The 25170-nt window shown below is 66.5% G+C and carries 21 protein-coding genes; 5 read left to right on the forward strand and 16 right to left on the reverse strand.

The window, feature by feature from the left end:
* Nucleotides 1-129 precede the first annotated feature (129 nt).
* Nucleotides 130-957: a sigma-70 family RNA polymerase sigma factor gene (locus NRB20_RS07870; RefSeq protein WP_319944609.1), complete on the reverse strand. Its 828-nt coding sequence runs from the start codon at nt 955-957 to the stop codon at nt 130-132.
* 259 nt (nt 958-1216) lie between these two features.
* Between NRB20_RS07870 and NRB20_RS07875 the strand changes: the two genes are divergently transcribed.
* A complete protein-coding gene (locus NRB20_RS07875; RefSeq protein ID WP_153409051.1) occupies nt 1217-1576 on the forward strand; it encodes a DoxX family protein in 360 nt (119 codons plus the stop codon).
* A 5-nt stretch (nt 1577-1581) separates the two neighbouring features.
* Here NRB20_RS07875 and NRB20_RS07880 read toward each other — a convergent pair whose 3' ends face one another.
* The 3 genes from NRB20_RS07880 to NRB20_RS07890 form a co-directional block, all read right to left on the reverse strand.
* Entirely contained in the window at nt 1582-2328 is a 747-nt protein-coding gene (locus NRB20_RS07880) for a DsbA family protein (RefSeq protein ID WP_153409053.1), read from the reverse strand.
* Nucleotides 2329-2399: 71 nt separating this feature from the next.
* The gene (locus NRB20_RS07885) at nt 2400-2831 is read right to left on the reverse strand and encodes a hypothetical protein (RefSeq protein WP_153409055.1); all 432 of its coding nucleotides are present in this window, start codon (nt 2829-2831) and stop codon (nt 2400-2402) included.
* Nucleotides 2828-3529 carry a helix-turn-helix transcriptional regulator gene (locus tag NRB20_RS07890; protein WP_153409056.1) on the reverse strand — a complete coding sequence of 234 codons (702 nt, stop codon included), beginning with the start codon at nt 3527-3529 and terminating at the stop codon, nt 2828-2830. The genes NRB20_RS07885 and NRB20_RS07890 overlap by 4 nt, the downstream gene beginning before the upstream one ends.
* Nucleotides 3530-3875: 346 nt before the next feature.
* Between NRB20_RS07890 and NRB20_RS07895 the strand changes: the two genes are divergently transcribed.
* On the forward strand, nt 3876-6080 hold the full coding sequence (locus NRB20_RS07895; protein WP_153409059.1) for an NB-ARC domain-containing protein: 2205 nt from the start codon (nt 3876-3878) through the stop codon (nt 6078-6080).
* Here the strand turns inward: NRB20_RS07895 and NRB20_RS07900 are convergent.
* From NRB20_RS07900 to NRB20_RS07910, 3 genes are all read right to left on the reverse strand, one after another.
* Nucleotides 6055-7701: a hypothetical protein gene (locus tag NRB20_RS07900; protein ID WP_153409061.1), complete on the reverse strand. Its 1647-nt coding sequence runs from the start codon at nt 7699-7701 to the stop codon at nt 6055-6057. The genes NRB20_RS07895 and NRB20_RS07900 overlap by 26 nt on opposite strands.
* A 513-nt stretch (nt 7702-8214) precedes the next feature.
* Nucleotides 8215-8700, reverse strand: coding sequence for a thioesterase family protein (locus tag NRB20_RS07905; protein WP_227833360.1), 486 nt, complete (start codon nt 8698-8700; stop codon nt 8215-8217).
* A gap of 5 nt (nt 8701-8705) precedes the next feature.
* Complete coding sequence (locus tag NRB20_RS07910; RefSeq protein ID WP_153409064.1) at nt 8706-8894, reverse strand: TetR family transcriptional regulator; 189 nt, start codon at nt 8892-8894, stop codon at nt 8706-8708.
* Nucleotides 8895-9281: 387 nt separating this feature from the next.
* On the opposite strand from NRB20_RS07910, the gene NRB20_RS07915 reads away from it, so the two are divergent.
* Nucleotides 9282-11318 (forward strand): NB-ARC domain-containing protein, encoded by a 2037-nt coding sequence (locus NRB20_RS07915; protein WP_194289759.1) that lies wholly within the window; start codon nt 9282-9284, stop codon nt 11316-11318.
* 22 nt (nt 11319-11340) lie between these two features.
* On the opposite strand, the gene NRB20_RS07920 is transcribed toward NRB20_RS07915, so the two are convergent.
* The 4 genes from NRB20_RS07920 to NRB20_RS07935 all read right to left on the reverse strand — a co-directional run bounded on the left by NRB20_RS07920 (nt 11341) and on the right by NRB20_RS07935 (nt 16294).
* Nucleotides 11341-12657: a hypothetical protein gene (locus NRB20_RS07920; protein ID WP_153409068.1), complete on the reverse strand. Its 1317-nt coding sequence runs from the start codon at nt 12655-12657 to the stop codon at nt 11341-11343.
* A 552-nt stretch (nt 12658-13209) separates the two neighbouring features.
* Nucleotides 13210-14460 (reverse strand): glycosyltransferase family 4 protein, encoded by a 1251-nt coding sequence (locus NRB20_RS39245; protein ID WP_153409070.1) that lies wholly within the window; start codon nt 14458-14460, stop codon nt 13210-13212.
* Nucleotides 14457-15782, reverse strand: coding sequence for a pentapeptide repeat-containing protein (locus NRB20_RS07930; RefSeq protein ID WP_153409072.1), 1326 nt, complete (start codon nt 15780-15782; stop codon nt 14457-14459). Before NRB20_RS07930 ends, NRB20_RS39245 begins: the two co-directional genes overlap by 4 nt.
* A 161-nt stretch (nt 15783-15943) precedes the next feature.
* Nucleotides 15944-16294, reverse strand: coding sequence for a hypothetical protein (locus tag NRB20_RS07935; protein ID WP_153409074.1), 351 nt, complete (start codon nt 16292-16294; stop codon nt 15944-15946).
* 442 nt (nt 16295-16736) lie between these two features.
* On the opposite strand from NRB20_RS07935, the gene NRB20_RS07940 reads away from it, so the two are divergent.
* A complete protein-coding gene (locus NRB20_RS07940; RefSeq protein WP_227833330.1) occupies nt 16737-17969 on the forward strand; it encodes an amidohydrolase in 1233 nt (410 codons plus the stop codon).
* A gap of 68 nt (nt 17970-18037) precedes the next feature.
* Here the strand turns inward: NRB20_RS07940 and NRB20_RS07945 are convergent, their stop codons facing one another.
* Nucleotides 18038-18355, reverse strand: a complete 318-nt coding sequence (locus tag NRB20_RS07945; RefSeq protein WP_153409078.1) for a hypothetical protein — start codon at nt 18353-18355, stop codon at nt 18038-18040.
* 211 nt (nt 18356-18566) lie between these two features.
* Here NRB20_RS07945 and sthA point away from each other — a divergent pair, with 211 nt between their 5' ends.
* Nucleotides 18567-19967: a Si-specific NAD(P)(+) transhydrogenase gene (gene sthA / locus NRB20_RS07950; RefSeq protein WP_153409080.1), complete on the forward strand. Its 1401-nt coding sequence runs from the start codon at nt 18567-18569 to the stop codon at nt 19965-19967.
* Nucleotides 19968-20205: 238 nt separating this feature from the next.
* Here the strand turns inward: sthA and efeB are convergent, their stop codons facing one another.
* From efeB to NRB20_RS07970, 4 genes are all read right to left on the reverse strand, one after another.
* Nucleotides 20206-21441, reverse strand: coding sequence for an iron uptake transporter deferrochelatase/peroxidase subunit (gene efeB, locus NRB20_RS07955; protein WP_153409082.1), 1236 nt, complete (start codon nt 21439-21441; stop codon nt 20206-20208).
* Nucleotides 21442-21507: 66 nt separating this feature from the next.
* On the reverse strand, nt 21508-23583 hold the full coding sequence (gene efeU / locus NRB20_RS07960) for an iron uptake transporter permease EfeU (protein ID WP_319944610.1): 2076 nt from the start codon (nt 23581-23583) through the stop codon (nt 21508-21510).
* Between the two features lie 163 nt (nt 23584-23746).
* The gene (locus tag NRB20_RS07965; RefSeq protein WP_153409086.1) at nt 23747-23947 is read right to left on the reverse strand and encodes a hypothetical protein; all 201 of its coding nucleotides are present in this window, start codon (nt 23945-23947) and stop codon (nt 23747-23749) included.
* Nucleotides 23948-24060: 113 nt separating this feature from the next.
* Nucleotides 24061-25077, reverse strand: coding sequence for an NADP-dependent oxidoreductase (locus tag NRB20_RS07970; protein WP_153409088.1), 1017 nt, complete (start codon nt 25075-25077; stop codon nt 24061-24063).
* Nucleotides 25078-25170 lie beyond the last annotated feature (93 nt).

Genomic DNA, 25170 nt, shown 5'->3' on the forward strand with positions numbered 1-25170 from the left:
GGGATATGCCATGCTCGGTGATCCGCCCAGCGTCGTGTCCACGATGGTCTCGCGTTCATGGGTTCCTGTACTCGGTGGTACCGCACGTGATCGGTGCGATCGCGGTCAGCCGGGGCAGCGAGTGTCCGATCACGTCCGAATCGGTTGGGGGCGAACGATTTCGATGCGGCTGACAAGGCCATCTCGAACGACGACGTCGACAATCGCGAGTAAGTGACCGCCGGGGGCGATGACGTGGGTACGGCGGCCGTCGATCAGCATTGCCGCGGTGACGCGGATCCGGTCGGCGAACAGTCTGGTCTCCTCGGCGACCGCGCGGGCGCCGGTGACCGTGGGCGGCGTGCCGGGCGGGACGAGGGCGGGGTCGGCGGTGCGTACGCAGTCCTCGGTCATCAGGGTGATCATGCGATCGATGTCGCCACCGGCGGCCGCGTCGAGGAATGCGTCGACGATCGCGGCCTGCTCGTCGGTGGTCGTCGGCGCGGGGCCGGTTCGGTCGATTCGCCTACGGGCCCGGCTGGCGTGTTTCTTCGCATTGTCGGTGGTGGTGGCGAGGGTCCGCGCCACCTCGCGGAACGGGACGTCGAACAGGTCGTGCAGGACGTAGGCGACGCGTTGGGGTGGGGTCAGGCGGTCCAGGACCACCATCAGGGCTCGGGAGATGTTCTCGCGCCGCAGATATCGTTCGTCCGCGGCCAGGGATTCGGCGGGGATCATGTCCGCGAGCAGGGGTTCCTCGCGGCGGCGATCCCGGGTGCGGAGGTGGTCGAGGCAGATGTGGGTGAGCACCGTCGTCAGCCAGGCCGCCGGGTTGCGGAGCTGCGTGGTGTCGGCGGTGGACGCCTTGATCCAGGTGGTCTGGACGGCGTCCTCGGCGTCGTGCACCGAGCCGAGCAGCCGGAATGCCAGCGCGGTCAGTTGCGGGCGGGCCGCTTCGAATTCCACAGCCGTCAGCACCGGGTGTCACCTTTCCGAGGTGTGGGACGTCGGGATGGATGAGACCAGCAATCTCGGTTCCGAAGTTCACCATTACTCGAGGAAGTAACCTGCTGATGAGCGTACAGACGGTCCGGACCTCGTTCGGGGCGATACCGATCGATTCCCATGGGCCGATCATCGATCCGATCGGCGGCCGGGTGTCATCGATTCCGGAAGTGATTCTGCCGCAAAGATATTACGTGGTCGTGCCGTGCTCGGTTCGGGGCGGAGTCGACGCATGATCGCGCTGTTGGTGGCTACGATCGTGTGCGTCGTGGCGAACGCGTCCATCGCCCTCGCCGACTACGCGCGGGCCGGGGTCGTGCTGAAGAATTCCGCCGAAGTGCACGTCCCCGAGGGAGCGTTGCCCTATCTCGCGACGTTGAAACTCGCGGGTGCGGTCGGGCTCGTCGCCGGGTTGGTCTGGTTGCCGTGGGTCGGCGTGGCGGCTGGGATCGGGCTGGTGCTGTTCTTCGTCGGCGCGATTGTTGCCCACCTCAGAGCGCGGGTGTTCTACAACGTCGCCTTCCCCGGTCTGTATCTGATCCTCGCGTTGGCGTCCGCGGCGTACCTGGTGCACGTCGCGATCGGCCGGTGATGACCTCAGCCAGCGGCAATGAGCGGGGCGAGACCGCCCAGGGTCATGAGCGCGGTGCTGTCGGTGACCTGCTTACCGTTGACGGTGACGGTAGGCGTCGAGTTGACGCCACTGGCCAGCACCTCCTTGGTCTTCGTGCGCAGGTAGGTGTCATAGCTGCGTTTGGTGATGCATTGCGCCACAGCATCTTCCGTATAACCGGCGGTCTTCGCGATCTGGATCAGCTGGGCGTCGGTGAGGCCCTCGCTGCCCTCTTCGGGCTGTTGGGTGAACATCGCGGACAGCCACTTCTGGTAGTACCCGAGGCCCGCGTTCGCGACACAGAACGAGGCGTTTCCGGCGCGGGAGGAGTACTGGGTGGTGCTGGCGCGGTCGAGGAAGGTGATGACGCTGTACTCGACCGCGGCGGTGTGGTCGGTTACCGCCTTCTCGAGCGTCGTTCCGTTGTTGGCTTCGAACATCTTGCAGTAGGGGCACTGGAGATCCATGACGACCCGGACGGTCACCTTGGCGTGCGCGTCACCGATCCGGACCGAGCCGTCGGCCTGCATGTGTTCGACCGATGACGTCCCGGCCGCCGCGACGGCGGTTCCCGCGATCTGTTTCGCGAACGCACCACGTGCCAGTAGCCCCACCCCGACCGCGAGGGCGAGCACCAACACCACCACGACGGGAATCACGACGGCGAGGTATCTCCTGCGCTGCGGCACCGGGATCGGCGGTTGCGGGCCGTAGCCGGGATCGATGCTCATCTCAGGTTCCCCCGTTCGCCGGATGTACGAAGCCTCAGCTTAGGTGGCACGCTCCGAATCCGCCGACCCGGTCAGACGACGGCGTCGATGAGGGCGAGGATGCCACCGATCAGCAGGGCGAGGGTCTTGATCACCTCGAGAGCGATGTACGCGTAGTGGGCGTTCGAGCGGGGCGCGTCTTCCCCGGCGAGGACGGCGTTGCTGCGGCGGGTCAAGCCGGGGCGGACGAACAGGAGCTGGCCCGCGAGCATCAGCACCGCGATCACCACCGCTACCGATACCCCGCGGAACGATGTGAACAGCATCGCCACCACCGTGACCACGGCGAAGACGACCTCGACGGTGTTGAGCGCGCGAAACACCATGCGGCCGATGCCGAGTCCGATCGGCAGCGTCACCTGGGGTGCGCGGAATTTCAACGGCGCCTCCAGGAACGAGATCGCCAGCACCATGCCGAGCCAGACGAACAGGATGGCGGTGACGACGGCCTGGGCGGAACTCATGGGGTGTGTCCTGTCTGTTCGGCGGCGGACTGCTGCCCGTCGGTGGGGGTGAGATGCGCCAGGCACAGATCCGGCCGGGCGAATGCCTCGAGTCGGTCGACGGTGACCGGTGCGTGCCGCGCGTCCAGCACGCCGCGCATCAGGCCCAGGTGCACCGCGCAGACCAGTGCCGGGCGTTCCTCGACCAGGTCCAGAAATGGGCAGTGCCGCAACATGATTCGATTCCGGTCCGCAGCGTCGGGTTGGGGATCGAAACCGAGATCGTGCAGCGCGTGCAGCAGGGCGTCGGTCGCGGATCGCGCCGTGTCCGGCGACGTCATCCGGCGACCCCACACCTGCCCGGCCCGGATGGCGTGCGCGCCCGGATCAGCGGCGGTTTCGAGTTCGGTGAGCAGGATCTGCGCGAGCACCCGGTAGTTGCGCGGCCCCGCCGGATCCATCCCCGGACGGACCCGGAACAACTGTGCGGGCCGCCCCGGACCGGTGCGTTCCGGCGTGACCTGCTCGGCCCGACCGGCCGATACCAGCGCATCGAGGTGGAACCGCACGGTATTCGCATGCACCCCCAGCCGCGCGGCCAGATCGAGAATGCTCAGCGGTTCGCGTGAATCACGCAGTGCGGACAGCACATCGCCGCGACGGCCGTGGGGGCGGGCCGGTCGTGGTTTGTCCGGGTCGGTGGGTGCGGAACTCCGCATACGTTATTTATACAACTAGGGATTGGAAAAATTGACGCGGGGTGATCCGTTCGGGGTCTCGGAGCATGTGGAACGTTTCGAGACTCTCGGGATGTCTTGGTGGATAAGGGATTACGAATGTCGCCGCTAGTCGATGATTTCCGCGTCGGGATCGGCATCGCTCCCGACGTGCTCGGGCATCGGATAGTTGGGTCTTGATCGGCAGATTGCCGCCGGTATCCCACGCGAAGGTCTCGATGCTGCGGGCCGGTGCCGAATTCCGTGGCGGAACCCCGTGCGCGCCGGTCGGGCAGTGGTTTCGGTGCTAGCGTGGTGCGGTGGTGTGGGGACTACCGGAGGGGCGCATATGGCGGCGTTAGCCGAAGTCGTGACCGGGGAGATCGCCAAGGCGATCACCGCGAGCCTGGCCGGGGCCGGGATCAAGGGTGCGGGCAAGCTGTCGCAGTTGCTTCGGACGAAGATCGCGCACCGCGCGACCGACGACGCCATGACCTCGACCGTTCCGACGCTGGACGAGTGGAATGCGTTCGTCGTCCGGTGCGCGCAGGAGGATCCGGAGTTCTTCCGGCAGTTGGCCGATGCGGTGGCGGATGTGGATCCGCTGGTGCCGGATCCGGAGGTGCGTCCCGCCTTCGTGCCGCCGGATCCGTTCTGCGATCGCGACGATCTGCGCGGCGGGCTGCCGGAATACGGGGTCTTCGGGTATGCCGGACCGCCCGGATCAGGTAAGACCGCACTGGTACAGCGACTCGCGGCCGATTATCAGGACCGGTTTCCGCTGCATCATCGAGTCTCGGTGGATCTCAACGATTTCCGTGCGGGCGATATCCCGCGCCTCGCCGACGCCAAGCGACATGTCCTGCGTCAGTTGGGAATCGAGGACATCGTCGCGGACGGTCCGGGATTCGCGAACCAGTATCGGAGCGCGCTGTCCACCCGTCGCCTGCTGCTGGTCGTGGAGAACATCCTCGGCGCGGACGAGTTCGACGCACTCATCGAGCCGTGGCCGAAAGCGTTGGTGCTGGCGACAACTCGCCGCCTGACCGGGGATCTGCAACTGTGCATCCCGCACTGGATCGAGCTGCCCGGACTCGAGTGGGACGGGGCGCGCGAGATGCTCGCCGTCTGGTCCTCCCGGTCGGTCGTCGCGGCCGAGCTGGACGTGGCCGACCAGTTGCTGGAACGATTCGATCGTCGGCCGTCCGCGATCAAGCTGTTGGGCAGGCTGCTGTCCCGGCGGGCGCACCAGCCGAATCCGGTTGCGGGGCTGATGAATCAGCTCGAAGAGATGGGCATCGAGCGAACCGATCGCATGCTCGGCGCGGTGATGTCCGGGCAGCTGGCAGAGGTGACTTCCGAGATGCGAGAGTCCTTCCGGCTCTTGGCATTACATCCTGGTGGGCAGTTCACCGCGGAGACGGCGAAGGAGTTGCTCGGGCGGTCGGCCGACGGTGTCGTCGATGAACTTCGCGAGCTCGGCCTGGTCGAGGCCGCAGCCCGTGGTCGGTACCGGATGAGCTGGGCGGTACGGCGATTCGCGGTCGAACTCGGTATGCCGGAGGGTGGTCCGGCGGCGATGGAGCGATTGCTGAAGTATTTCGCCGCTCGCGCGGTCGCGGCCGATCTCGCCGGCGGACGACGCATGCGTTACTACCGCATGCTGCAGGTGAGACCGTGGCCGGACAACGAGACTCCGATCGAGTGGCTGGCCGCCGAGGCCGAGGTGCTCGTCGAACTGGTCGAGTACGCCTACTTGCACGGGTACGACGACGAAGTGGGGCAGCTGTGCGGGGGATTCGAGGTGCTGTCGCTGCATCATGGCCAATATGGGTTGTGCCTCACGGTATTCGAGCGGGGAGTGCAGGCCGCGCAACGTCGGGGAGAGTTGCGCCTGTTGGCTCGTCAGCACGCGCTGTGTGGGCGGATGGCGACCTTGCTGCACCACTTCGATCATGCCCGCTCGGCGCTGGACCGCGCGCGGGAGATCGCCGATCGGGTCGCGGATCTCGCGCTGACGGCTTCGATCTGGGAATTCACCGGTCGGCTCGCCGAGGAGGAGTCCGGTAGCGCGGCAACACCGGATTGGCGGCCCGCGATCGCGGCATACGTTCGCGCACTGGAGATCGACCGACGTCGCGACGGTGCTCGCCGGGCGCGGGGGCTGCACGCCAGGATGTTGGCCAATGCCCTGGTCAAGGCCGGGTTGTTCGAGGGGGTCGACGCGTTGCTGCGGGAGGCGCTCGATTGTGCGGACGGTCCTCGTAATGCCTCCCGGGTATTTACCGTGTGGGCCAGATATGCTGTGGCGCTGGGTAATTCGTCCGATGCCCGGCGCAATATCGGCGAGGCGTACGCGTTGGTGCAGACTGCTGGGGCTGCTCAGTACCGGATCGAGTTGGACGATCTGATGGGGGAGATCGAATATCTGGAGAACAACATCCAGGGTGCCCGGGAGCTGTGGGCGACCATCGCGCAATACTATGTGGCGCAAGGGCATCCGAGATCGAAGGAGTTCTTCGCGAAACTCAACCGGCCACCACTCGGACTGTGAAGGTGTGATCACCGAGAGTGAGGCGTCCGGTGCCGGTCGGTGGCTGGCGCCGAAGAAGCCGGATGTAGACCATCGAGGCGAGGACGGTTGGATCGAATCCGATGGGCGGCTCCTGTGCGCTGGCGATCACCCGGCCTTCGGCGTGATGAACAACGCACTCTCCCAAACTGTTTCGCATCACGACCAGCCGTGCATGCGACCATTCGGTGAGTAGTGCGGGTGCTGTTGCGGCGAACTCGCGTTCGTCGGTATCGGTGCAGACGATGATTCTCGCCGCGGACACCTCCGCTATCGACGCGGTGTCCAGGTCCGCGATGAGATGGCGAAAGTCATTGTCGTCGAATGGAATTCCGTACCGAAGCGCGGGGACCCGGTGGATTCGCAGTGCGCCGTCGTGTTCGGTGGCCGATGCCACGAGGGTCGTCCAGGAGATCGGCTGTGGGGCGGGTTTCGGTGCGGGCGGATAGTTGGCGTCCGGGGCGCGGGCGGCCAGGTTCAGCAGCTCGTGGAGCGTGTCGCGCAGTACCTTCGCCGAGGAGCTGACCTCGCTGACGCCGGCCGCGATGATCTTCGCCCGGTCCGCGGGCGGCTCGGTGGCGGCGAGCGCGGCGATCTGCGGGCCGAGGGGCTCGTGGGGTTGCAGGCGGTCCGTCGACGCGGCCAATTGATCGAGCGGTGAGCCCACCACCGTGTGCTCGGCCTCACCCGGGGTGAGCAGCAACGGTTTTCGCAGTGCTGCCGCGTACAGGGCCAGGGAGGACTGGTCCGCGATCACCGCGTCGCTCGCGACGAGCGCGGCCTGCCAATGTCGTTGATCGACCAGCACCAGGCCCGCTTCCCGGGCACGGGTGAGCCACGCTTCGACCTGCCACTGCGAATGCGTCGCCCGCACGCCGGGATGCAGTACCAGCAGCAGCCGATGACGGTCGACGGACAATGCGGTCGCGGTGGCTTCCGGTAGCTCGGGCCAACGCCTGAACAGGGAGTCTTTCCCCCACGTCGACGCGAGCAGCACGACGGTGCGGCCGGAAGCTCCGAATGCCCGACGGTAGGCGGGGCCGTGATGGTGACTGGCCAGCATGCGGTCCAATGCGGGATCGCCGATGACGGTGGCGTGTTCGGCGGCCGGTGGGCAGGTGATCGCCAGCTCGGCCTTCTGCGCGGGATGGGATATGCCGATGACGGTGGGTATCAATCGACCGTCGCGCAGCAGCCGCGCCGGGTTCATGCCGGCGACGACCTGTCCGTTCGGGTAGTACTTCTGGTGACCGAAGCCATGGGCGACAAGGAGTTTCGGGCCTCGTAGCAGGTGTAGGCGGTCGTTCTCGCTGGCGGCGACGATCAGATGGAATTCGACCGCGGTGGCGTGTTCCCAGGTGACCACCGCGACTTCCATGGCGGTGAGCATCTCGTTCACGCCGCGTCGGAAGACCGCGCGGCCGGCGGGGTCGGTGGTGAAGACGATCTGCACGCGCCGGTCGGTCTGGATCAGTGACACGATGTCCAGGAGGCGATTCAGCGCGGTGACGGTTCTGGCGACGACGAGGACCCGTTTGTCGAACGGGACGGTCAGCCAGTCACGCAGACGCTCCTCGAGCGGAACGCCCGGCCCGGGGATCATCGAGCGCGGCTTCCGGCTTCCGGCTTCCGGCTTCCGGCTTCCGGCTTCCGGCTTCCGGCTTCCGGCTTCCGGCTTCCGGCTTCCGGCTTCCGGCTTCCGGCTTCCGGCTTCCGGCTTCCGGCTTCCGGCTTCCGGCTTCCGGCTTCCGGCTTCCGGCTTCCGGCTCGTTAATTATACCGTCTGCCAGGGGATTTGGTTGCCGAACGTCGTTGGATGCGGCTTGGTTGCGCACCTCTGATCGAATCGGTTTCCGCTCGGCTGACACGTTCAGAGCGTACGGGAGGGGCTCGTGGACATGTCATCGGTGCGGGGCGTTGGGGACGTGGCGTGGGTGTCCCGGCAAATTTTCGGCTGCCGCGTGAAGTCGTCGGGTGGGTGGCGGTTTTCCGCCGGACTACAGGGCTGTCGACGAAGTTCCCTGAACCGATGACGAAGCCTCCCTCTGCAATCGGCGCAGGGGGAGGCTTCGCAGGTGTCGCAGGCCCTCCGACTTTACCTGCGCGACTGGGGAATTCAGGAGGAGGCGGCCAGGGCGGCGTGTTTGGGGGCGAGGCGGCGGGCCTCGTAGTGGGGGCGGTGGACGGCGACGAAATCCATCCGGCCCTCGCCGACCGTCTCGTGTGAATCACGCACTGTCACTTGCCAACTGCTGAAGCGGCCGCGGGCCCGGACACAGCGGGCGGTGATGGTGATCTCCGAGCCGACCGCGATCGGGCCGAGGTGACCGAGGTGTTGGCGGGTGCCGAGGGAGCAGAAGCCCTCGGGCATGGTTTCCAGGAGTGCGACCATGCACAGTTCCTCGCACAGCCGGATGACCGCGTACGAGGCCACCACCGGCGGCTTGTTCGACCATTCCGGGCCGGGGCCCGCGACCTGGACGCAATCCTGTGCGGCGGTGCGGTAGCTGGCCTCGCGGGCGTCGCCGACCCGGGCGAGGGTGTTGCGTGATCGTCGGAAACTGTTGGGGGACAATCGTAGTCGGGTGGCGCCCGCGGACATGAGACTCACAGCGCGACCGCCCCGGCTGCGACGGGGATACCGGCGGAGAGCGCGTCACGCACGTCGTTCATACCGCGGAAGTAATCGTGGATATGCGACGAGTCCAGTCCCGCGGTGGCGGCGATCTCGTCGATGGTGGAGTCGGATCGGGTGCTTCGGAGTTCCCTGGCGATATCCAGGATGTATTCGCGCATTCCTCTTGCCCTCTTCGGAGAATCTGCTGGAAAACCGGGCCGGACAAGCATCCGACCTGGGCGAATCGGTAAGGAGCACTCGACTGTGAGTACCTGACGGTTGGTACCGTATGAGCCCCGTTCGACCGATCAGTTGCCCCTCGGTTGCCTCCGGGTTACACATTGCCGGGGTGATTGCGAACTGTGGCTGTGAACGTCGCCGAGCCGGGCGTGTGTCCTGTATCACTCAGTGCGGCAAGTATTTTCGATACTACGCCAAGTGTCGCGGATCGGTTTGCCGCTGTCTCCTCGGTGTATTCCCGGGGGTGCCGTGGCGTACTTCCCCGTTCGATACCCGTCGAGGTAATGTCCTCGGCACGGCACACACGAGGCAGGGGGTTGCTCCCGATGGGTGAGCAGAGGGTTCTGGATCTGTTGCGGCACCCACCTGTGATCTTCGTGGATCGGGAGGACGAGCGCGCCGCCGCGGTGACGGCGATTCGTTCCGCGAGGGCGGTCGGCAATCGGGCGGTATTGGTCTTCAGCGGCATGTCGGGCGTGGGGAAGACCGCGCTCGCAGTGCGTGTGGCGCAGGAGTTCTACGCGCCGGAGAGCTCGGAATTCGAGGTCGTGCTGATGGTCGGGCTGGGTGCCGCGGCGCATGCTCGATCGCCCGAGGAGGTATTGCAGATCTGCCTGAATGCACTCGGCGTCAAGCAGATGCCGCAGACCTTGGAGCAGATGCAGGCGAGGTTCCGGGAGCTGACCAGCCGCCCCACGCTGCTGCTGCTCGATGATGTCGAGAACGCGGAGCAGGTTCAGCAGTTGCTGCCCGGATCGGCGACCGCCGTGGTGGTCGCGACCAGCCGGCGGCGCACCGACGGATTCGCCTACTACGACTACGAAGTCGTGCCGGTGGAGGTGTTCGGCCCGGAGTACGCGCTCGAACTCCTCACCGCCCGGATGAGCCCGGAAACCATTCGTGCCCAAGATGTTTCGTTGCGCGAGCTGGTCGATCGCTGTGGTCGTCTGCCCTATGCGCTGAATATCGCTCGGGCCCGGCTGCGGACGCATTACCGTGGCGACGCGGCAGCCTATGTCCGCGCGTTGAATTCGGCCCGATCGCTGCTGGCCGAGTTCACGATCGAGGGCGAGCAGCGGCTGGTGCACCTGTTCAACGAGGCGTACCTGCGGTTGCCGCCGGGTGCGGCGAGCCTGTACCAGCTGCTGGGTGTGCATCCCGGACTGCAATTCGGCGCGCATGTTCCGGAGGCGTTGGCCGGGCCGGGGCGGGCCGATGCCGTCGCGGCCGATCTGTCGGTACTGGTCGACTGGTGCCTGCTGGCCGAGTTGCCCGGTGGGCGTTTCGAAATCCACAGCCTGACAGCCGAATACACGCGGGCCCTGCTCGCCGACCTGCATGCCGCCGATGTGCATCGGGCGCTGGTCCGGATGGTCGAGTCCTATCTGGAATTCGCCGTGTCGCGCGAGCTCGTGCTGAGTGATCGAGTTCGCTTCGGCCCCTTGTTCTCCGGGGTTCTCGAACCCGCGTACTCGGGCGATGAGGCGTACGAGCGCGCCGAGGTCGATCTCGAACGGGAACGGGCGAATCTGCGCCGGATCGTCGCGGTCGCGGCGGAGACGAGGCTGCACGATCTGGTCTGGCAGCTCTGTGAAGCGTTGATCACCTTCTACTTTCAGCGCGACCTGTTCGACGACGCGATCGAGGTGCACAGTTCGGGTCTGGTCGCGGCGCAGTGGCTGGCGAAGGCCGCGCCGAACGACGAACCGGTGCCGCTGCTGGTGATGCACAATGCGTTGGGGCGGGCCTACTTCGGTAAACGCAGGCATGCCGAGGCGTTGGAGAATTTCCGCCGGGCCGGTGCGTTGGCCGGGCGGCTGCGCGGCGCGAACGCGCTGTTCGGGCTGGCTCAGGCCGCGACCTGGGAGTCCTTCGTGCATCAGCGACTTCGGGATCCGGAGGCGGCGTTGCGGGCGTTGTCGGCGGCGGCGATGTTCGTCGCGGATCCGGACTATCCGGCCGATCAGCGCGAGCGGGAGTTGCGCCTGATCGATATGAACGGCGGCCCGATGCTCGCCGCGGTGGGGCGCATCGAGGAGGCGATCGTCGCGGGCCGTCGAGCGGTGGAGTATTTCCGCGACGGCAAGGAACTGCACAACAGGGCGAAGTCCGTCGCCAATCTCGGCCGGATACTCGCCGTCGCCGGTGAGCCGTATGCCGAGGAGGCGGTGGAACTGCTGACCCTCGCGATCGATCAGGAGATCGAGTGCGGTCTCACGTCGTGGGCGGCAGACAGCTGTGAAGTGTTGGGCGAGTTGCTGATTCGACTCGGCAGGGATGCGCTGGGCCGGGTGTGGTTGGCGCGTGCCGCCGAACTCGATGCGCAGTTGAACACCGACGACGACCCGCCGGTCGAACCCTAGCTATCGGTCGAGCCCCGGCCGATCAGGCCGGAGCGGATCCGCGCAATGAGAATACGACTCGATCGGCTCCGGTATCGGCGATCAGTTCCGGTGGAAGTTCGCCGCCGCCGGTCAGCAGCCATTCGTACACGAGTGCTGCGGCGAGGCCGGTATCGTTGCCGGACAAGATGATTCGCCGATCGTCACGGATGCGTACGATAATGGTCTCGTTGTCGGCCGGCACGGCGACTACTCGTGCGGCGGGGAGCCGTCGCAGGATTGCGGTGAGTATGTCGTCGAGAGATTGTCCGGCCGCCGGTGCGGTTCCCAGGACTACGGGTGATTCGCGCAGCAACGCCTGCTGCGGATGGTTCTCGTGCACTACGAGGAAGGCGTCGTCCAGGTAATCCGCTGTGCTGCGGTCGATTTCGATGGCTGCGGGGTATCGGGAGACGGTGTATCGGCCACGGCTCGTCGTCGTGCAGACTACGAGATCGGCGAGGACGTCCGGGGTGGGGATCGCGACGAGTTCGGGTGGGATGATCGCGGTCACGGGCTTCGCTTGGGGGACAGGTAATTTCAGATGGCGATAGCACAATGCGCGGAGTCGTTCGATGGATTCGCCGGGGCAGGAACTCATCAGCTCGGCGATCGGGGCGTAGCGGGGCGGGGCGTTCTTCTCCGAGCGCGTGTCTTCGGCGGCCCTGTCGTCTTCCAGAGCCTTGTCGAGTTGAGTGCGCAGCGACTCGTACCGGTTGATGCGAGGCGCGAGTCGGCCCAGGAGTTCGCCGACCGAATCCGGTGCCACATCGGCATCGCTGAATCCCGCCAGAAGTGTCGGAATGCCTACTGCCGCACCGTAACACGTCGTCGCGCCGAAGTCGCCGACGATCAGATCGGAGGCCAGCAGCACGGCCTGCCAGCCCTCGGTCGGGCCGATGAGTGTCAGACCGGCCCGTCGGGCGTCGGCGAGCCAGGATTTCACCTGCCAGGCGCCGTGGCCGTGCCAGGTGTTCGGGTGGACCACGCCGACGATGCGGTACTCGTCGCGTGGGAGACACGCGGCGAGTTCGCGGAAGAGTTGCGGCCAGGTGCCCAGGAGGGAGCGTTGCGACCAGGTCGTGCAGACGGTGATCAGTTTCCGGGCGGGCGCGACGTGCAGTGCCTCGCGGTAGTGCATGCGCAGGTGTGCGCTGGCGAGCATCCGGTCGTAGGCGGGATCACCGGCGACGACGCCGATATGTGCGGCCGCCGGGGTGAGCGTGGCCAAGCGCGCCAATTCCGCTTCGTGCGCGAGTACGAGTGCCGACGCGACGGGACGCCCGTTGTACAGCAACCATTCCGGCGACAATCCGAACACCGACCGGCTCTCCGGCTCTCCGGCTCTCCGGCTCTCCGGCTCTCCGGCTCTCCGGCTCTCCGGCTCTCCGGCTCTCCGGCTCTCCGGCTCTCCGGCTCTCCGGCTCTCCGGCTCTCCGGCTCTCCGGGGGAATTCTTAGTATATCCGGCACCGTGCGGGAGAATGATCAATTCTTCCGAAATTTCGCTCAGTCCACCGTGATTCGCGGCGATTACCAGATCGAATTCGGTGGCGATCGCCTGATGCCACGGAATGACCGTGACATCCAGTGCGTGCAGGCGTTCCTCGATTCCGTCGACGAAAGGGTCGGAACCGTTCCAGCTGAATACCACCTGCACGCGCGGATCGGAATCGAAGACGGTGAGCATATCGATCAGACGCAGTATCGAGGTGACATGGTGTGCGACGACCAGCACGACCCGTTGCGGCGCAATGGTGTTCCAGTGCCGCGCCTGCTTGCCGATCGGGACCTTGACGGACGGCTTGGCATGCACGGAGCCCCCTGCGGTGACGATCGGTACGGGTACGACCGGCTAACCGTATCCGATGCCCTCACGCGGCGGGGACGAGCCAGGGTGCGGTCTCGGCGAGCACCTGGCGAACGACCGAAGTGTGGTCGTAGCGGTGTCGCGCGTGTGTCCTGGCTCGGCCGATCATGGTGCGCCGTTCGGCAGGGGAGAGAGTGAGTGCGCGGGCGAGTGCGTCGGCCAGGCCGTCGGGATCGGCTGGGGCGCAGGTGAATCCGGTCACTCGGTCGGTGATCTGGCCGGACAGGCCGTGTGCGGTGGTGGAGATCACGGGGCCGGCAGCGGCGGCGAATGCCTCCATAGGGATGCGGCCGAATGGTTCGGCGCGGGAGGGGACTATCACCGCGCGGATGCCGGGGTGGGTGAGGATTCGGGAGACGGCGGGGGTGAATCGGTGGATCACTGTGGCGTCGATGCCGAGTTGTTCGATTCGGGTGGTGAGGTATTGCTGATATTCGGTGGGGTGGGTGGTTTCGGTGGTTGCGGCGAATATCAGATGTGGTGTCGGGCAATGGCGTTGGTGGAGTATTGCGATGGCGTCGAGTAGGTCCTCGAATCCCTTGTATGGTTCAGCTCTGCCCATGGTCAGGATGAATTCTTCGGGTAGTGCGATGTCGTCGCCGGGGGAGCCGGTGAGGCGTTTCCAGTCCTGTGCGCACAATCCGTCGGCGAATTCCAGCAGGGCGGAATTCGGGATTCCGTAGTCGGTTCGGAGATGATTACGCATATATGGGGAAATGACGCCGATTCGCGCGCCTGCGGATGATCCGGTGTGCAGCATGTCCCGTTCCCATGTGATGCGGGTGGTGTCTCGTGGGTCGTGGATCGCTCCGCTGCTGCGCGGGACGATGATCAGACCTCGGCGCGGGTCCGCGGGGAGTAGTGCGCCGAGGCCGAAGAACGGGACGTCGAAGGCGATGGTGAGGATGGGGCTGTGGTGTGGGAAGACTTCGCGCACAAGGCATTCGGCGGCAGTGGCGCCGCAGGTGCGGAAGTTGTCGAGTCCGCCCCAGCGGTCGAGTCCGCCGGTGCCGTTGTCGATCGGGTGCACCGAGACGTCCCGTCCGCGCAGGAGTTCGCGGACCCGGGCGTGCCAGCTCGGATGGTGTTCGGGACCGCCGCGGGCCAGTCGGACCGGCAGGATCGCGAGATGGACCCCGGCGGGCAGCAGGGACAGCATCGTGTCCAGGAAGCCGAAGTTGGCGTAACCCGCGCCCGTTCCGCATCCGTAGAAGCCATCGTGCACGGCGAGCGCGACGGCTGGGCGTCCGGTCACTCGGCCGCGTTCAGGCGCGGATGACGCACGCCCGCGGGGAGTTTCGTATTTCCGTCGACGATCGCCGTGCGGATCGCAGCATCGGTGAGGCCGCGTACGTCCCGCAGATCGACACCCTCCAGCACAGCCTCGTCCAGGTTCGCGCCGGTCAGGTCGGTGACCGAATCCGGTGCGTCCGGAACGGTTCCGAACCGGGCGCCGCGTAACCGGGCACGTCGCAACTGGGCACCGCGCAGAGTGGTACCGCGCAGATCGGCATCCGCGAACTGGGCATTGACGAAGTGCGCGTCCGTGGCATTCGCGCCGACGAGATCGGCCGCACCGAGATTCGCGTCGGCGAGATCGGCACCGGACAGATTCGCGTCACGAAATACAGCGCGCGTGAAATCGACTCCGGTGCAATGGGTCTCACTCAGGTCGGCGCCGGTGAAATCCGCGCCGGACAACGTTGCCACATTGTTTTCCTCGACGGGACTCGTGCCCGCCGAGGTGGCTGTACCGCCGTCGCCGACCGGATTCGTACCCATCAACCCGGCCGTACCGACGCCGGGCCTGGCTGCGCCGATGCGATGCGGCGAGTACACCCCAGTCGATGGCACCGCACCGACGCCGTACACCGAATTCCCGCCGGACAACCCGGCCGCGACACCGCCACCAGCTGATTTCCCTCCTGGTAGCTCGCTGATGCGGCCGGGCTCGGCGAAATGTGCCCCGCGCAGCTGCGCCCCACGCCAGTCCGAGCCGGGCAACTGCACCCCGATCAGATCCAGCGGTTGCGATTCCGGACGTTGCGGCCGGTCTCGGAGCGCGGTGACCGCTGCGGTCAGATCCGCGGGCAGCCGCCGCCGATCCGGCGGACCCGCAATCGCGCAGTGCCGCAACATGTCACACAGCGCGGCGACCACGAGCATGTGGTCGGTCGGTGAGGCGACCATGAGCCGGAACAGCGTGCGCACGCCGTTGGCCCGCTCGTTCGGTTCCGTGGCGGCCAGATGTGTTGTGGCATCGTTGAATTGGCCGGTCATATGTTTGTCGTTGTCGAGCCGCTGCTTGTCCTGTTCGATGCGCTGCTTGTCCCGGTCCAGGAAGAGCCGATCGATGCCGAATCCGGCCACCAACAGCGTGCCGAGGCCGCCCAGCAGTTTGATCGAGTTGTCCTGAACGGCGCTCTTCGCGCTCTGCCGGGCGGTCGCGGTCATATGGTCCGCGTCCGTGCCGACTACCCAGCCGGGCAGCACCACCATGGTGAACCACGCGACGCCGACCATCCCAACCCCCAGCACGATCAGCAACGTGATCGTGCGCAACCATCGAGATCGCATGGATCATCCGAACACGGGTGCGGGGTGCGCGGCAAGCCGGTGCGAGACGGGTCGTCTCGGTCGGTGCGGTGAACGTCGAGTGTGCGAGCCGCGTAAATATTGCTAAAAGTTAGCTGTGAATCGAATATGTATTCGCTGGACGCCGCTGCGCGCGGGATCGATCAGTGTGAACCGCGCGGTGGAAGCGTCGGGTGGGTGACCCCGGATTTCGCATCGGTCACCTCGCGGATACGAGCTGCCGCACCCCGGAGTTGATCGCCCAGATGGGTCGTTCCGATAGAGCCGACAAAGTAGTCGACCTGCACATCATCGGCGAAACGGACGTCGCAGACGAACCAGCAGCGGGCTGTGGGGGAGAGGGGTTCCAGAGCGCAGCGGACGGCCAGTTCGGTGAGGGCCGCGGCGGCCTGCGCGGGGCTGCCCGCATTGCCGACCCGCCACCACGTCTCGCCGTAGTTGTCGGGCCGGGAGATCGTCACCTGATAGGTGAGCAACTCTCTAGCATCCGCCACCCTTCAGAACATACCTGAAGTTCGAGAATTAGTCACTAGTCAGCAAACGTTCGAGTGCGGATCGGCGATTCCCGGATCCGATTGCGACAGTCCGCCTTTTCGGTCGCCTGTCCGACTGGGCACGGGCATCGTTCGATGTGTACCGGCCGGTACGAGACGGTTACGCAACCGGCGGACAGCGCTCCGGCCGAGTCCGCACGCGCTTCGGCCCACTGCGCGCGGGCCGGATGCGAAGGTACACGCATGATTTCGTACTCTGCGGTCCTGTCGCCAGGTTGCAGCGATGATCGCGGAGCGGGGTCAGGGGCGGACAGACGGCGTTGGTTGTGGTGGATGACGCGCGGACTCGGATGTCCGGATTCGGACTGCCGAACAGCCTGGTGTGCAATGGATCGAGATGACGTTCGACCTTCGAATCCGCCCGTGGGAAAGGACATCGATCATGACCAGTAGTGCGACGGTGCTGAACGGTCTCGACGCGATCCGCGATCAGGTCGAGGATTTCTACCGGGACCTGCACAGACATCCCGAACTCGGTTTCCGGGAGCATCGCACGGCGGGGAAAGCCGCGGGTGCGCTGCGGGCGGCGGGATACGCGGTCACCGAGGGGATCGGCGGGACCGGGCTGATCGGTGTGCTGCGCAACGGCGCGGGACCGACGGTGATGCTGCGGGCGGATATGGACGCGCTGCCGGTGACCGAGCGGACCGGGCTGCCGTACGCGTCGGAGACCGACGGGGTGATGCACGCGTGCGGACATGACGTGCACGTTGCGGCGATGGTGGGTTTCGCGCGGCTGATGGCGGGTGCTACCGATGCCTGGGGCGGGACGCTGGTGGTGCTGTTCCAACCGTGTGAGGAGAACGGCGACGGTGCCACCGCCATGGTCCGGGACGGATTGACCGACAAGTGCCCCAAGCCGGATGTCGTTCTCGCGCAACATGTTCTGCCGTATCCGGCCGGATATGTCGGGACCCGTGCCGGATCGTTCCTGTCCGCCGCCGACAGCCTGCGGATCACGCTGCACGGGCAGGGTGCGCACGGGTCGGCTCCGCAGGCCGCGATCGATCCGGTGGTGATGGCCGCGATGACCGTGGTCCGCTTGCAGACGGTCGTTTCGCGGGAGCTCGCGGCCACCACTCCGGCGGTGCTGACCGTCGGCAGCATCACCTCCGGGACCGGGCCGAACGTCATTCCCGACCGGGCCGAGTTGCAGATCAACATCCGCACCTACGACGACGCGACCCGCACCCGGGTGCTCGACGCGGTCGACCGGATCGTCCGCGCCGAGGCCACCGCTTCCCGATCGCCGAAAGAGCCCGAATTCGAGCGCATCGCGGCGTTCCCGCCGACGATCAACGACGAGGCGCCGACGCGACAGGTGGCGGCGGCGTTCGCGGAGTACTTCGGCGCGGACGCGCACACCATCGAACTGCAAACCGCCAGTGAGGATATGAGCGATCTGCCCCGGGCGTTCGGAGTTCCCTACACCTACTGGGGATTCGGTGGTGTGGATCCGCGGCGCTATGCCGAAGCCGAAGCGAAAGGCGCTGTGGCCCAGGATATTCCGGTGAACCACAGCCCGTTCTTCGCGCCGGTGCTGCAACCGACCCTGGATGTCGGCGTCAAGGCTCTGACCGTTGCGGCCCTGGCCTGGCTCGGCGAATCCGGGTAGCCGCCGGATCCTCCGCGGCCGGATCGGCATCCGAAAGATGGTGCGGGACAGGCCGATCCGGCCGGAGGTCAGCCCTGCGGTGCGGCTTGGTCCGGCTGGTTCGGCCCCTGGGGTGCGACGACGAACGTGCTCTGGCCGTCGGCGTCGACGCTGGTGTCCAGGATCTTGTCGTCCAGGAAGGCGGCGGCCTTCTCGTCCAGGAAGATGCGGGAGCCGTCGGCGCTGAGCACCTGATCCTGCTCCGCGGGGGCCTCGGCGATCGCGAGTTGCAGGGATTGCGCGTTCTCGGTCGCCGAGAAGATCCGCAGGCCCGCGTCGGCGGGCTTACCGTCACCGGTGGTGATGATGCGAACCGCTTCGATGGCTGTGGGGGTGAGCATGAGCATGTGTCTGGATCCTTCCGCTGTCGGGACGGGCGGCCGCGGTCGCGGCCGGTCTTCGATTGCGTGGGCCAGTCGTGAAACCCGATCATCGACGCCGACGGCTGTGTCGACGTTCCCCTTCGGGTAGCCGTGCGCCCGATTGTGAAACATATTTCCCAGGATCGGCCCGGTTATTACACCCGTGGATTTAACTTTTCGCTGTCAGACTTGCCGCATGTACGACTACGACGTTCTCGTTCTCGGATCAGGTCCCGGCGGTCAGAAGGCGGCGATCGCCACGGCGAAACTGGGTAGGCGAGCCGCCGTGGTGGAACGGCGGGACATGATCGGCGGGGTGTGCATCAACACCGGCACCATCCCGTCCAAGACTCTACGCGAGGCGGTGCTGTATCTGACCGGCCTGAGCCAGCGCGAGATGTACGGGCAGAGTTATCGGGTGAAGGAGGACATCACCGTCACCGATCTGCTCTCCCGCGCGCAGCACGTGATCGGCCGCGAGGTCGACGTGATCCGGAATCAGTTGTCCCGCAACCACGTCACGGTGCTGCCTGGGATGGGGGCGTTCCTGGACGAGCACACGGTCGAGGTGATGGACGGCACCGGTCAGGAGACCCGGGTGACCGCCGAGAACATCGTCATCGCCACCGGCACCCAGCCCGCGCGGCCCGATACGGTCGATTTCGACGGGAAGACCATCATCGATTCGGACGGAATTCTCCAGCTCGAGCGGGTGCCGCAGTCGATGATCGTGGTCGGCGCGGGCGTCATCGGGATCGAGTACGCGTCCATGTTCGCCGCGCTCGGATGCAAGGTGACCGTGGTGGAGTCGCGCGATCGGATGCTGGACTTCTGCGATATCGAGGTGGTGGAGGCGCTCAAGTACCACCTACGCGATCTCGCGGTGACCTTCCGGTTCCGGGAGACCGTCGCGGCGGTCGAGCGGCATCCGCGCGGCGCGATCGCGATCATGGAGAGCGGCAAGCGAATTCCCGCCGAGGTGGTGATGTATTCGGCCGGGCGGCAGGGTATGACCGCGAGCCTGCGGCTGGAGAAGGCCGGGTTGAGCGCGGACAAGCGCGGGCGGGTCGCGGTGGACGAGTACTTCCGGACCGAGGTGCCGAACATCTACGCGGTCGGCGACGTCATCGGGTTCCCGGCGCTGGCCGCGACCTCGATGGAGCAGGGGCGGTTGGCCGCGCATCACGCGTGTGGTGAACCGGTGCAGACGTTGTCCTCGCTGCAGCCGATCGGCATCTACACGATTCCCGAGATCAGTTTCATCGGCCAGACCGAGGACGAGTTGACCGCGGCCCGCAAACCGTACGAGGTGGGTGTGTCGCGCTACCGTGAACTGGCTCGCGGCCAGATCATCGGTGACTCCTACGGTGTGCTCAAACTGCTGGTGTGCAGCGAGACCCGCGAGATCCTCGGTGTGCACGTATTCGGTACCGGCGCAACTGAACTCGTACACATCGGTCAGGCTGTCATGGGCTGCGGCGGCACCGTCGACTACCTGGTCGACGCCGTGTTCAACTACCCGACCCTCGCCGAGTCCTACAAGGTCGCGGCCCTGGACGCGATGAACAAGATCCGGCAGATCGAGCACATGGACTGATTCTCCGAACGGTTGCCTCAGAGCGGCTGGGCGGTGCCGCGTAAGGTCCACGAACCGCCTCGGAAGTGCAGCGTGGTCGCGCTGAGCACCACCATCAGCAAATATAGCGCGGTGCGTTCCCGGATCGATTCGGGATGTCCGAGCGAGGGCCGATCGCACGATGGTCGAGGAGATCGCCAGGAGGTGTATCTACTGGTGGGCGACGGCGTGCGCTGAGCAGATCCAGTGGTTTCGCAGGTCAGGCGAGCAGGCCGCGGCCGTACCAGTCTTTCTCGTCCGCGACGCCGGGCAGGGCGAAGAAGTAGCCGCCGCCGAAGGGCTGGACGTAGTCGGTGAGGGGCTCGTCGATCAGGCGGGTCTGGATGGCTTCGAACTGGCGCTTCACGTCCTGCTGGTAGCAGGAGAAGATGTGGCCGGACGCGAGGTTGCCGTTGGGGTCCACGCCGAGGTCGTAGTTGTAGGAGCGGCGGATCAGCTGCTCGCGCGCGGTCTCGTTGGTGCGCGGATTCGCAAGGCGGATATGGGAATCCATCGGGATGACCGATCCCTTGGGGTCGGCCGCGTAGTTCGGGGTGTCGAATTCCTGGTTGCCGTCCAGGGGTGCGCCCGAATCGCGGCGGCGGCCGAACATGTTCTCCTGCTCGGTGATCGAGACGCGGTCCCAGAACTCCACCAGCATGCGGATCAGCCGGACCACGTGATAGGTGCCGCCGCGCGTCCAGGCGGGTTCGTCGGCGCCGTCGGTCCAGATCAGCGATTCGGCGGTCGAACCGGTCGGATTCGCGGTGCCGTCCTTGAACCCCATCAGGTTTCGGCCGGTGCCCGAAGGACGCGGCGGGGAGTTGTAACCCTCGATCTTCCAACGCAATTGGAGTGCGCCGCGGGTCTGGCGGGTGATGTCGCGGATGGTGTGGTGGATGGTGTCGGGATGGTTCGCGCACAGCTGCACCATCAGATCGCCGTGCGTCCACGCCGCCTCGGGGGCGTCGTTGGGGAAGATGCGCATCGGAGTCAGCTTGGCGGGCTTGAGTTTCGCCAGCCCGAACCGGTCGTCGAACAGGCTCGCGCCGACGCCGGTGGTGACGGTCAGGCCGTCGGCGGGAATGTCGTTGCCCAGCACCGCACTGTCCGAAGGTGGTTGTCCCACACCGAGATCCGGCGCGGCGCCACCGGCGGTCAGAAAGCGCGCGCGGCCGGTCAACGTCTTGAACAGCTCGGTGAGCTCGGTCCGGTTCGCGGCGGTGACATCGAATGCGGCGAAGCAGGCGGCGTTCTGCTTCTGGGCGGGCCCCGGGGTCAGGATTCCGGCCTGATGGGCGCCGTGGAACGGATACGACGACGCCGTCGCGCCCTGCCCGTTGTCGGCCGTGGCGGCGTCGACGCGAGCGCCCTCGGCGAGTACCCCGGCGGTCAGCGCGGTCCCGGCCGCACCCGCGACAGCGCCCGAGAAGAATCGGCGGCGACTGACATCCATCGTGAGTTCCTACTTACTGTGTCGGGGGTGGGTGGTGGGGCCGAAGCTCGGTGCGCGAGCCGAATCTCAGTGCGCGATGGGAACTTCGAGCAACCGTGGCACCCGGGCGAGATCTTCCAGCGCGGCGCCGAGTGCGGCCCGCACGGCCTGGCGCTGCGCGTCGGGGGTCTGCGCGGGCGCGCGCCACCGACCGTTGTCCTGGGTGGCCAGCAGGGCGGTGTGCAGGGTGTCCAGGTGGGCGGACAGTTCGGTGCGCAGGCCGGGATCGCGGGCGTCCAGCAGGGGGCCGAGTTCGTCGAGTACCGCGCGGGTGACGTCGATATCGGCGTCGGTCAGCGGGTAGGCCGCACCCGAGCCCTGATCGTCGATGCCGAACAGGTGATCGCGCAGCGCGTCCTCGAGGATCTCGTGCGCGCGGATCGGCAGATTCGTGGGGTCGCCCGCCAGATCGTCGCTGCTCAGATTCTTCTGGATCGCGGCGATGTCGCCGCCGAGCCGGTCGAGCGCGGGCAGCAGCTGATCGGGGCCCTGGTCGTGCCACAGGCCGTATTCGATCCGGTGCAGGCCGGTGAATCCGGCGTCGGCGGGGCCGTCGGGCCGGCCGTTGGGCAGCCCGTCCACGGCGGTGCCCGCATCGCCGAAGCTGTTGTAGGACGCGCCGACCCGTTCCCATTCCATCTGCGCGTTGAGCCAATCCGCTTGTGCGGCAGGGATGTTGTTCGCCCGCACGTCGTTGCCGATCGCGGTTACCGCGGCCGCGAGCCTGGTCAGCACCTGGTCCGCGTAGGCCTGGTAGGCGTTGTTGGCCGGGGTCAGATCGTCGGCGGTGACCGGTTTGACCGCGGGCGGGGTGCTCCCGGACGCGCCGCTGACCTGCACCGTCGGTGAGGTGGCCTTCGGTTTGCCGGACATCAGGCAGGTGATGATGTAGCTGCCGTTGCCCAGCGTCGCGGTCATGTCCGCGGTGGTGGCCGGGCCGATGGTCTCGATCTCGCCGACGATCGAGCCACCCGCGTCGAGCAGGTTGATCTCGCCCGCCTTGCTCGTCTTGTTCTGGATGGCGAAGGTCTGGGTGCCGGACTTACCGGACTTCCAGTCCGAGGCGCACGAACTGTCGGTGATGGTCACGGCCTGGATCGAACCGCTGCTGCTGGAGGGCAGCAGCGCGATCGCGATGCCCGCCGCGGCTACCGGAATCACCACCAGCGCCGTCGCGACCAGCGCCAGGCGCGGTCCGGCGAAACGCTCCCACCAGTCCGGCTTCGGCTCCTCGTCCACGGCTTCGGTTGTGGCGGAGGCGGTTTCGGCCGCTGCCGGGGCCGGGCGGCCCGCCCGGACGAACAACGGAATCACCACCACCAGGTACGCCACCCACGCGACGACCTGGAGCACCCGCATCTTCGGCGTGAGCTCGGTGATGCCGGAGATGAACGCGACCCACCAGGAGTTCGGGTCCGCGTGCGCGGTGATGTCGAAGGCGATCCAGTTGGTGCCGGGCAGCCAGCCCGCGTCCTGGAGATCGCCGAGACCGTAGGCGAGCACACCGGCCGCGATGACGATCAGCAGCACCGCGGTCCGATTGAAGAACACTCCGAGGTTGAACCGCACGCTCTGCCGATACAGCAACCAGCACAACGCGATCGCGATGATCAGGCCGAGCGCCGCGCCGATCAGCGGGGCGACCGTTGCACCGGACGCCTTGACCGCGGTCCAGACGAACAGCGTGGTCTCCAGGCCCTCGCGACCGACCGCCAGGAACGCCGTCAGCGCGAGTGCGCCCGCGCCCAGCGCCGCGGCGCGCACGACCTCGCCGCGCAGCTGTTTGGACAACGTCCGCGCGGTGCGTCGCATCCAGAAGATCATCGCCGTCACCATGATCACGGCCAGGATGCTCAGCACGCCGCCGACCGCCTGCTGCGCCGAACTGGACAGCACGCTGGTCGAATAGGTGAGCACCGCCGCGAAGCTGCCCGCCACCGAGATCGCGCCGAGCAGGCCCAGCCAGATCGGTGCGGTGGAGACGGGACGTTCCGCGGTCGCGGCCTTGCGCACGGCGGCCAGTAGGATGGTTACGACGAGACCGGCCTCGAGACCTTCCCGAAGGCAGATCAGCAGGTTCGGTACAGCCTCAGCCCAGTTCACATTGCAAAGGTAAGGCATACCTACGCGTCAGTCCAATAATTCGCCACCGAATTTTGTGAAAGACCTGATCGTTGTGGCGGAGAGGTGTGTGCACTCGGGTGCGCGTAGGTGTTGAATGTCCGAAAAGGGATATTTGTCTGGATTGTCGAGCGGTTGCCCGGGATCAGGCGGACTTGCGCATACCGGTTCCGGCCAGATCGGTGACGAGTTCGCCGATCATGTCCCGGGTGACGCGGGCGCGGGCGAGGGCCGGATCGAGCGGGTTCTCGTCGAGGATGGCGATCAGATCGTTCACCGAGCCGAAGATGGCGACGAGTTGCCGGACCGCGGCGCTCCGTTCGGCCGGTACCAGAGGTAATGTCATGATGCTCACGTGGGGTGTATCGCCGTGGGAAGCCGTATGTTTCACATTTGTCGTAGGTCACTGCGCGCGTGTGCCGCGCCGGTCCGACCGGCGCGGCACACGGTACCGACCGCTCAGTCCGCTACGTGCACAACGAGTTTGCCCAGGTTGGCGCCGACCAGCAGGCCGCGGAACGCCTCGATGGCGCCGTCGAAGCCCTCGACCACGTCCTCGAGGTAGTGCACCTGATCCCGTGCGATCCACTGCGACATCTGCTCGAGGAAGGCGGGCATCTGCTCCCCGGCGAACTCGCTCTGGATGAAACCGCGCACGGTCAGGCTCTTGCGCAGCACCGCCGACATGAGCAGTCCCAGCCGGTCCGGACCCGCGGGCAGGCCGGTGGCGTTGTAGTCGGCGATCAAGCCGCACACCGGAATTCGCGCGAAGGAATTCAGCCGTGGGAATACGGCGTCGAATACCGCGCCGCCGACATTCTCGAAATACACATCGATACCGTCGGGTGTGGCGGCGGCGAGCTGGTCGGCGAAATCCGGTGCGCGGTGGTCCAATGCGGCGTCGAAACCGAAATGGTCGCGCAGCAGGGCGACCTTTCGAGGGCCGCCCGCGATGCCGATTGCCTTCGCGCCCTTGATCTTCGCGATCTGCCCGACCGCCGAGCCGACCGGGCCGGTGGCCGCCGCGACGACCACGGTCTCACCGGGCTGCGGACGGCCGATGGTGAGCAGGCCGGAATACGCTGTGAATCCAGGCATTCCGAGCACGCCGAGTGCGGTGCTGACCGGTGCGGCGGCCGGATCGAGACGGCGCAGATAACGCACCGGCTCCACCGAATGTGTCTGCCAGCCACCGTAACTCAGCACGATGTCGCCGGATTGCACTGCGGTATCATGGGATTCGAGGACACGGGAGACCGTCGCGCCGACCATGGGCTGTCCGAGCTGTACCGGCGGCGCGTAGGACGGCGCGTCGCTCATCCGTCCGCGCATGTAGGGGTCGAGTGAGAGATAGAGCGTTTCGAGTAGCGCCTGGCCGGTGTCGGGTTCGGGCAGTTCGACGGTTTCGATCCGGAAGTTCTCGGGTTCGGGCATCCCGACCGGGCGCGAGACCAGGACGATCCGGGAGCTCTTCATCGATGCTGCCACCTCCGGTGAGTTGGAATCGGTATGCGCACGAGTCTCCCACGCAGCGCGGTGCCGGTTTCCGGGCAACGCCGTCCCGTTCCG

It is taken from the genome of Nocardia macrotermitis, from assembly GCF_009604405.1.
GTDB lineage: Bacteria > Actinomycetota > Actinomycetes > Mycobacteriales > Mycobacteriaceae > Nocardia > Nocardia macrotermitis.

Excerpts from the sequence above, each read along its gene's own strand:
- NRB20_RS07895 (WP_153409059.1), top strand. The coding sequence starts at position 3,876 with ATGGCGGCGTTAGCCGAAGTCGTGACCGGGGAGATCGCCAAGGCGATC.
- NRB20_RS07945 (WP_153409078.1), bottom strand. The coding sequence starts at position 18,355 with ATGCTCATGCTCACCCCCACAGCCATCGAAGCGGTTCGCATCATCACC.
- NRB20_RS07880 (WP_153409053.1), bottom strand. The coding sequence starts at position 2,328 with ATGAGCATCGATCCCGGCTACGGCCCGCAACCGCCGATCCCGGTGCCG.
- efeB (WP_153409082.1), bottom strand. The coding sequence starts at position 21,441 with ATGGATGTCAGTCGCCGCCGATTCTTCTCGGGCGCTGTCGCGGGTGCG.
- sthA (WP_153409080.1), top strand. The coding sequence starts at position 18,567 with ATGTACGACTACGACGTTCTCGTTCTCGGATCAGGTCCCGGCGGTCAG.
- NRB20_RS07915 (WP_194289759.1), top strand. The coding sequence starts at position 9,282 with ATGGGTGAGCAGAGGGTTCTGGATCTGTTGCGGCACCCACCTGTGATC.
- NRB20_RS07900 (WP_153409061.1), bottom strand. The coding sequence starts at position 7,701 with ATGATCCCCGGGCCGGGCGTTCCGCTCGAGGAGCGTCTGCGTGACTGG.
- NRB20_RS07910 (WP_153409064.1), bottom strand. The coding sequence starts at position 8,894 with ATGCGCGAATACATCCTGGATATCGCCAGGGAACTCCGAAGCACCCGA.
- NRB20_RS07890 (WP_153409056.1), bottom strand. The coding sequence starts at position 3,529 with ATGCGGAGTTCCGCACCCACCGACCCGGACAAACCACGACCGGCCCGC.
- NRB20_RS07930 (WP_153409072.1), bottom strand. The coding sequence starts at position 15,782 with ATGCGATCTCGATGGTTGCGCACGATCACGTTGCTGATCGTGCTGGGG.
- NRB20_RS07905 (WP_227833360.1), bottom strand. The coding sequence starts at position 8,700 with ATGTCCGCGGGCGCCACCCGACTACGATTGTCCCCCAACAGTTTCCGA.
- NRB20_RS07970 (WP_153409088.1), bottom strand. The coding sequence starts at position 25,077 with ATGAAGAGCTCCCGGATCGTCCTGGTCTCGCGCCCGGTCGGGATGCCC.
- NRB20_RS07875 (WP_153409051.1), top strand. The coding sequence starts at position 1,217 with ATGATCGCGCTGTTGGTGGCTACGATCGTGTGCGTCGTGGCGAACGCG.
- NRB20_RS07940 (WP_227833330.1), top strand. The coding sequence starts at position 16,737 with ATGACCAGTAGTGCGACGGTGCTGAACGGTCTCGACGCGATCCGCGAT.
- NRB20_RS07965 (WP_153409086.1), bottom strand. The coding sequence starts at position 23,947 with ATGACATTACCTCTGGTACCGGCCGAACGGAGCGCCGCGGTCCGGCAA.
- NRB20_RS07885 (WP_153409055.1), bottom strand. The coding sequence starts at position 2,831 with ATGAGTTCCGCCCAGGCCGTCGTCACCGCCATCCTGTTCGTCTGGCTC.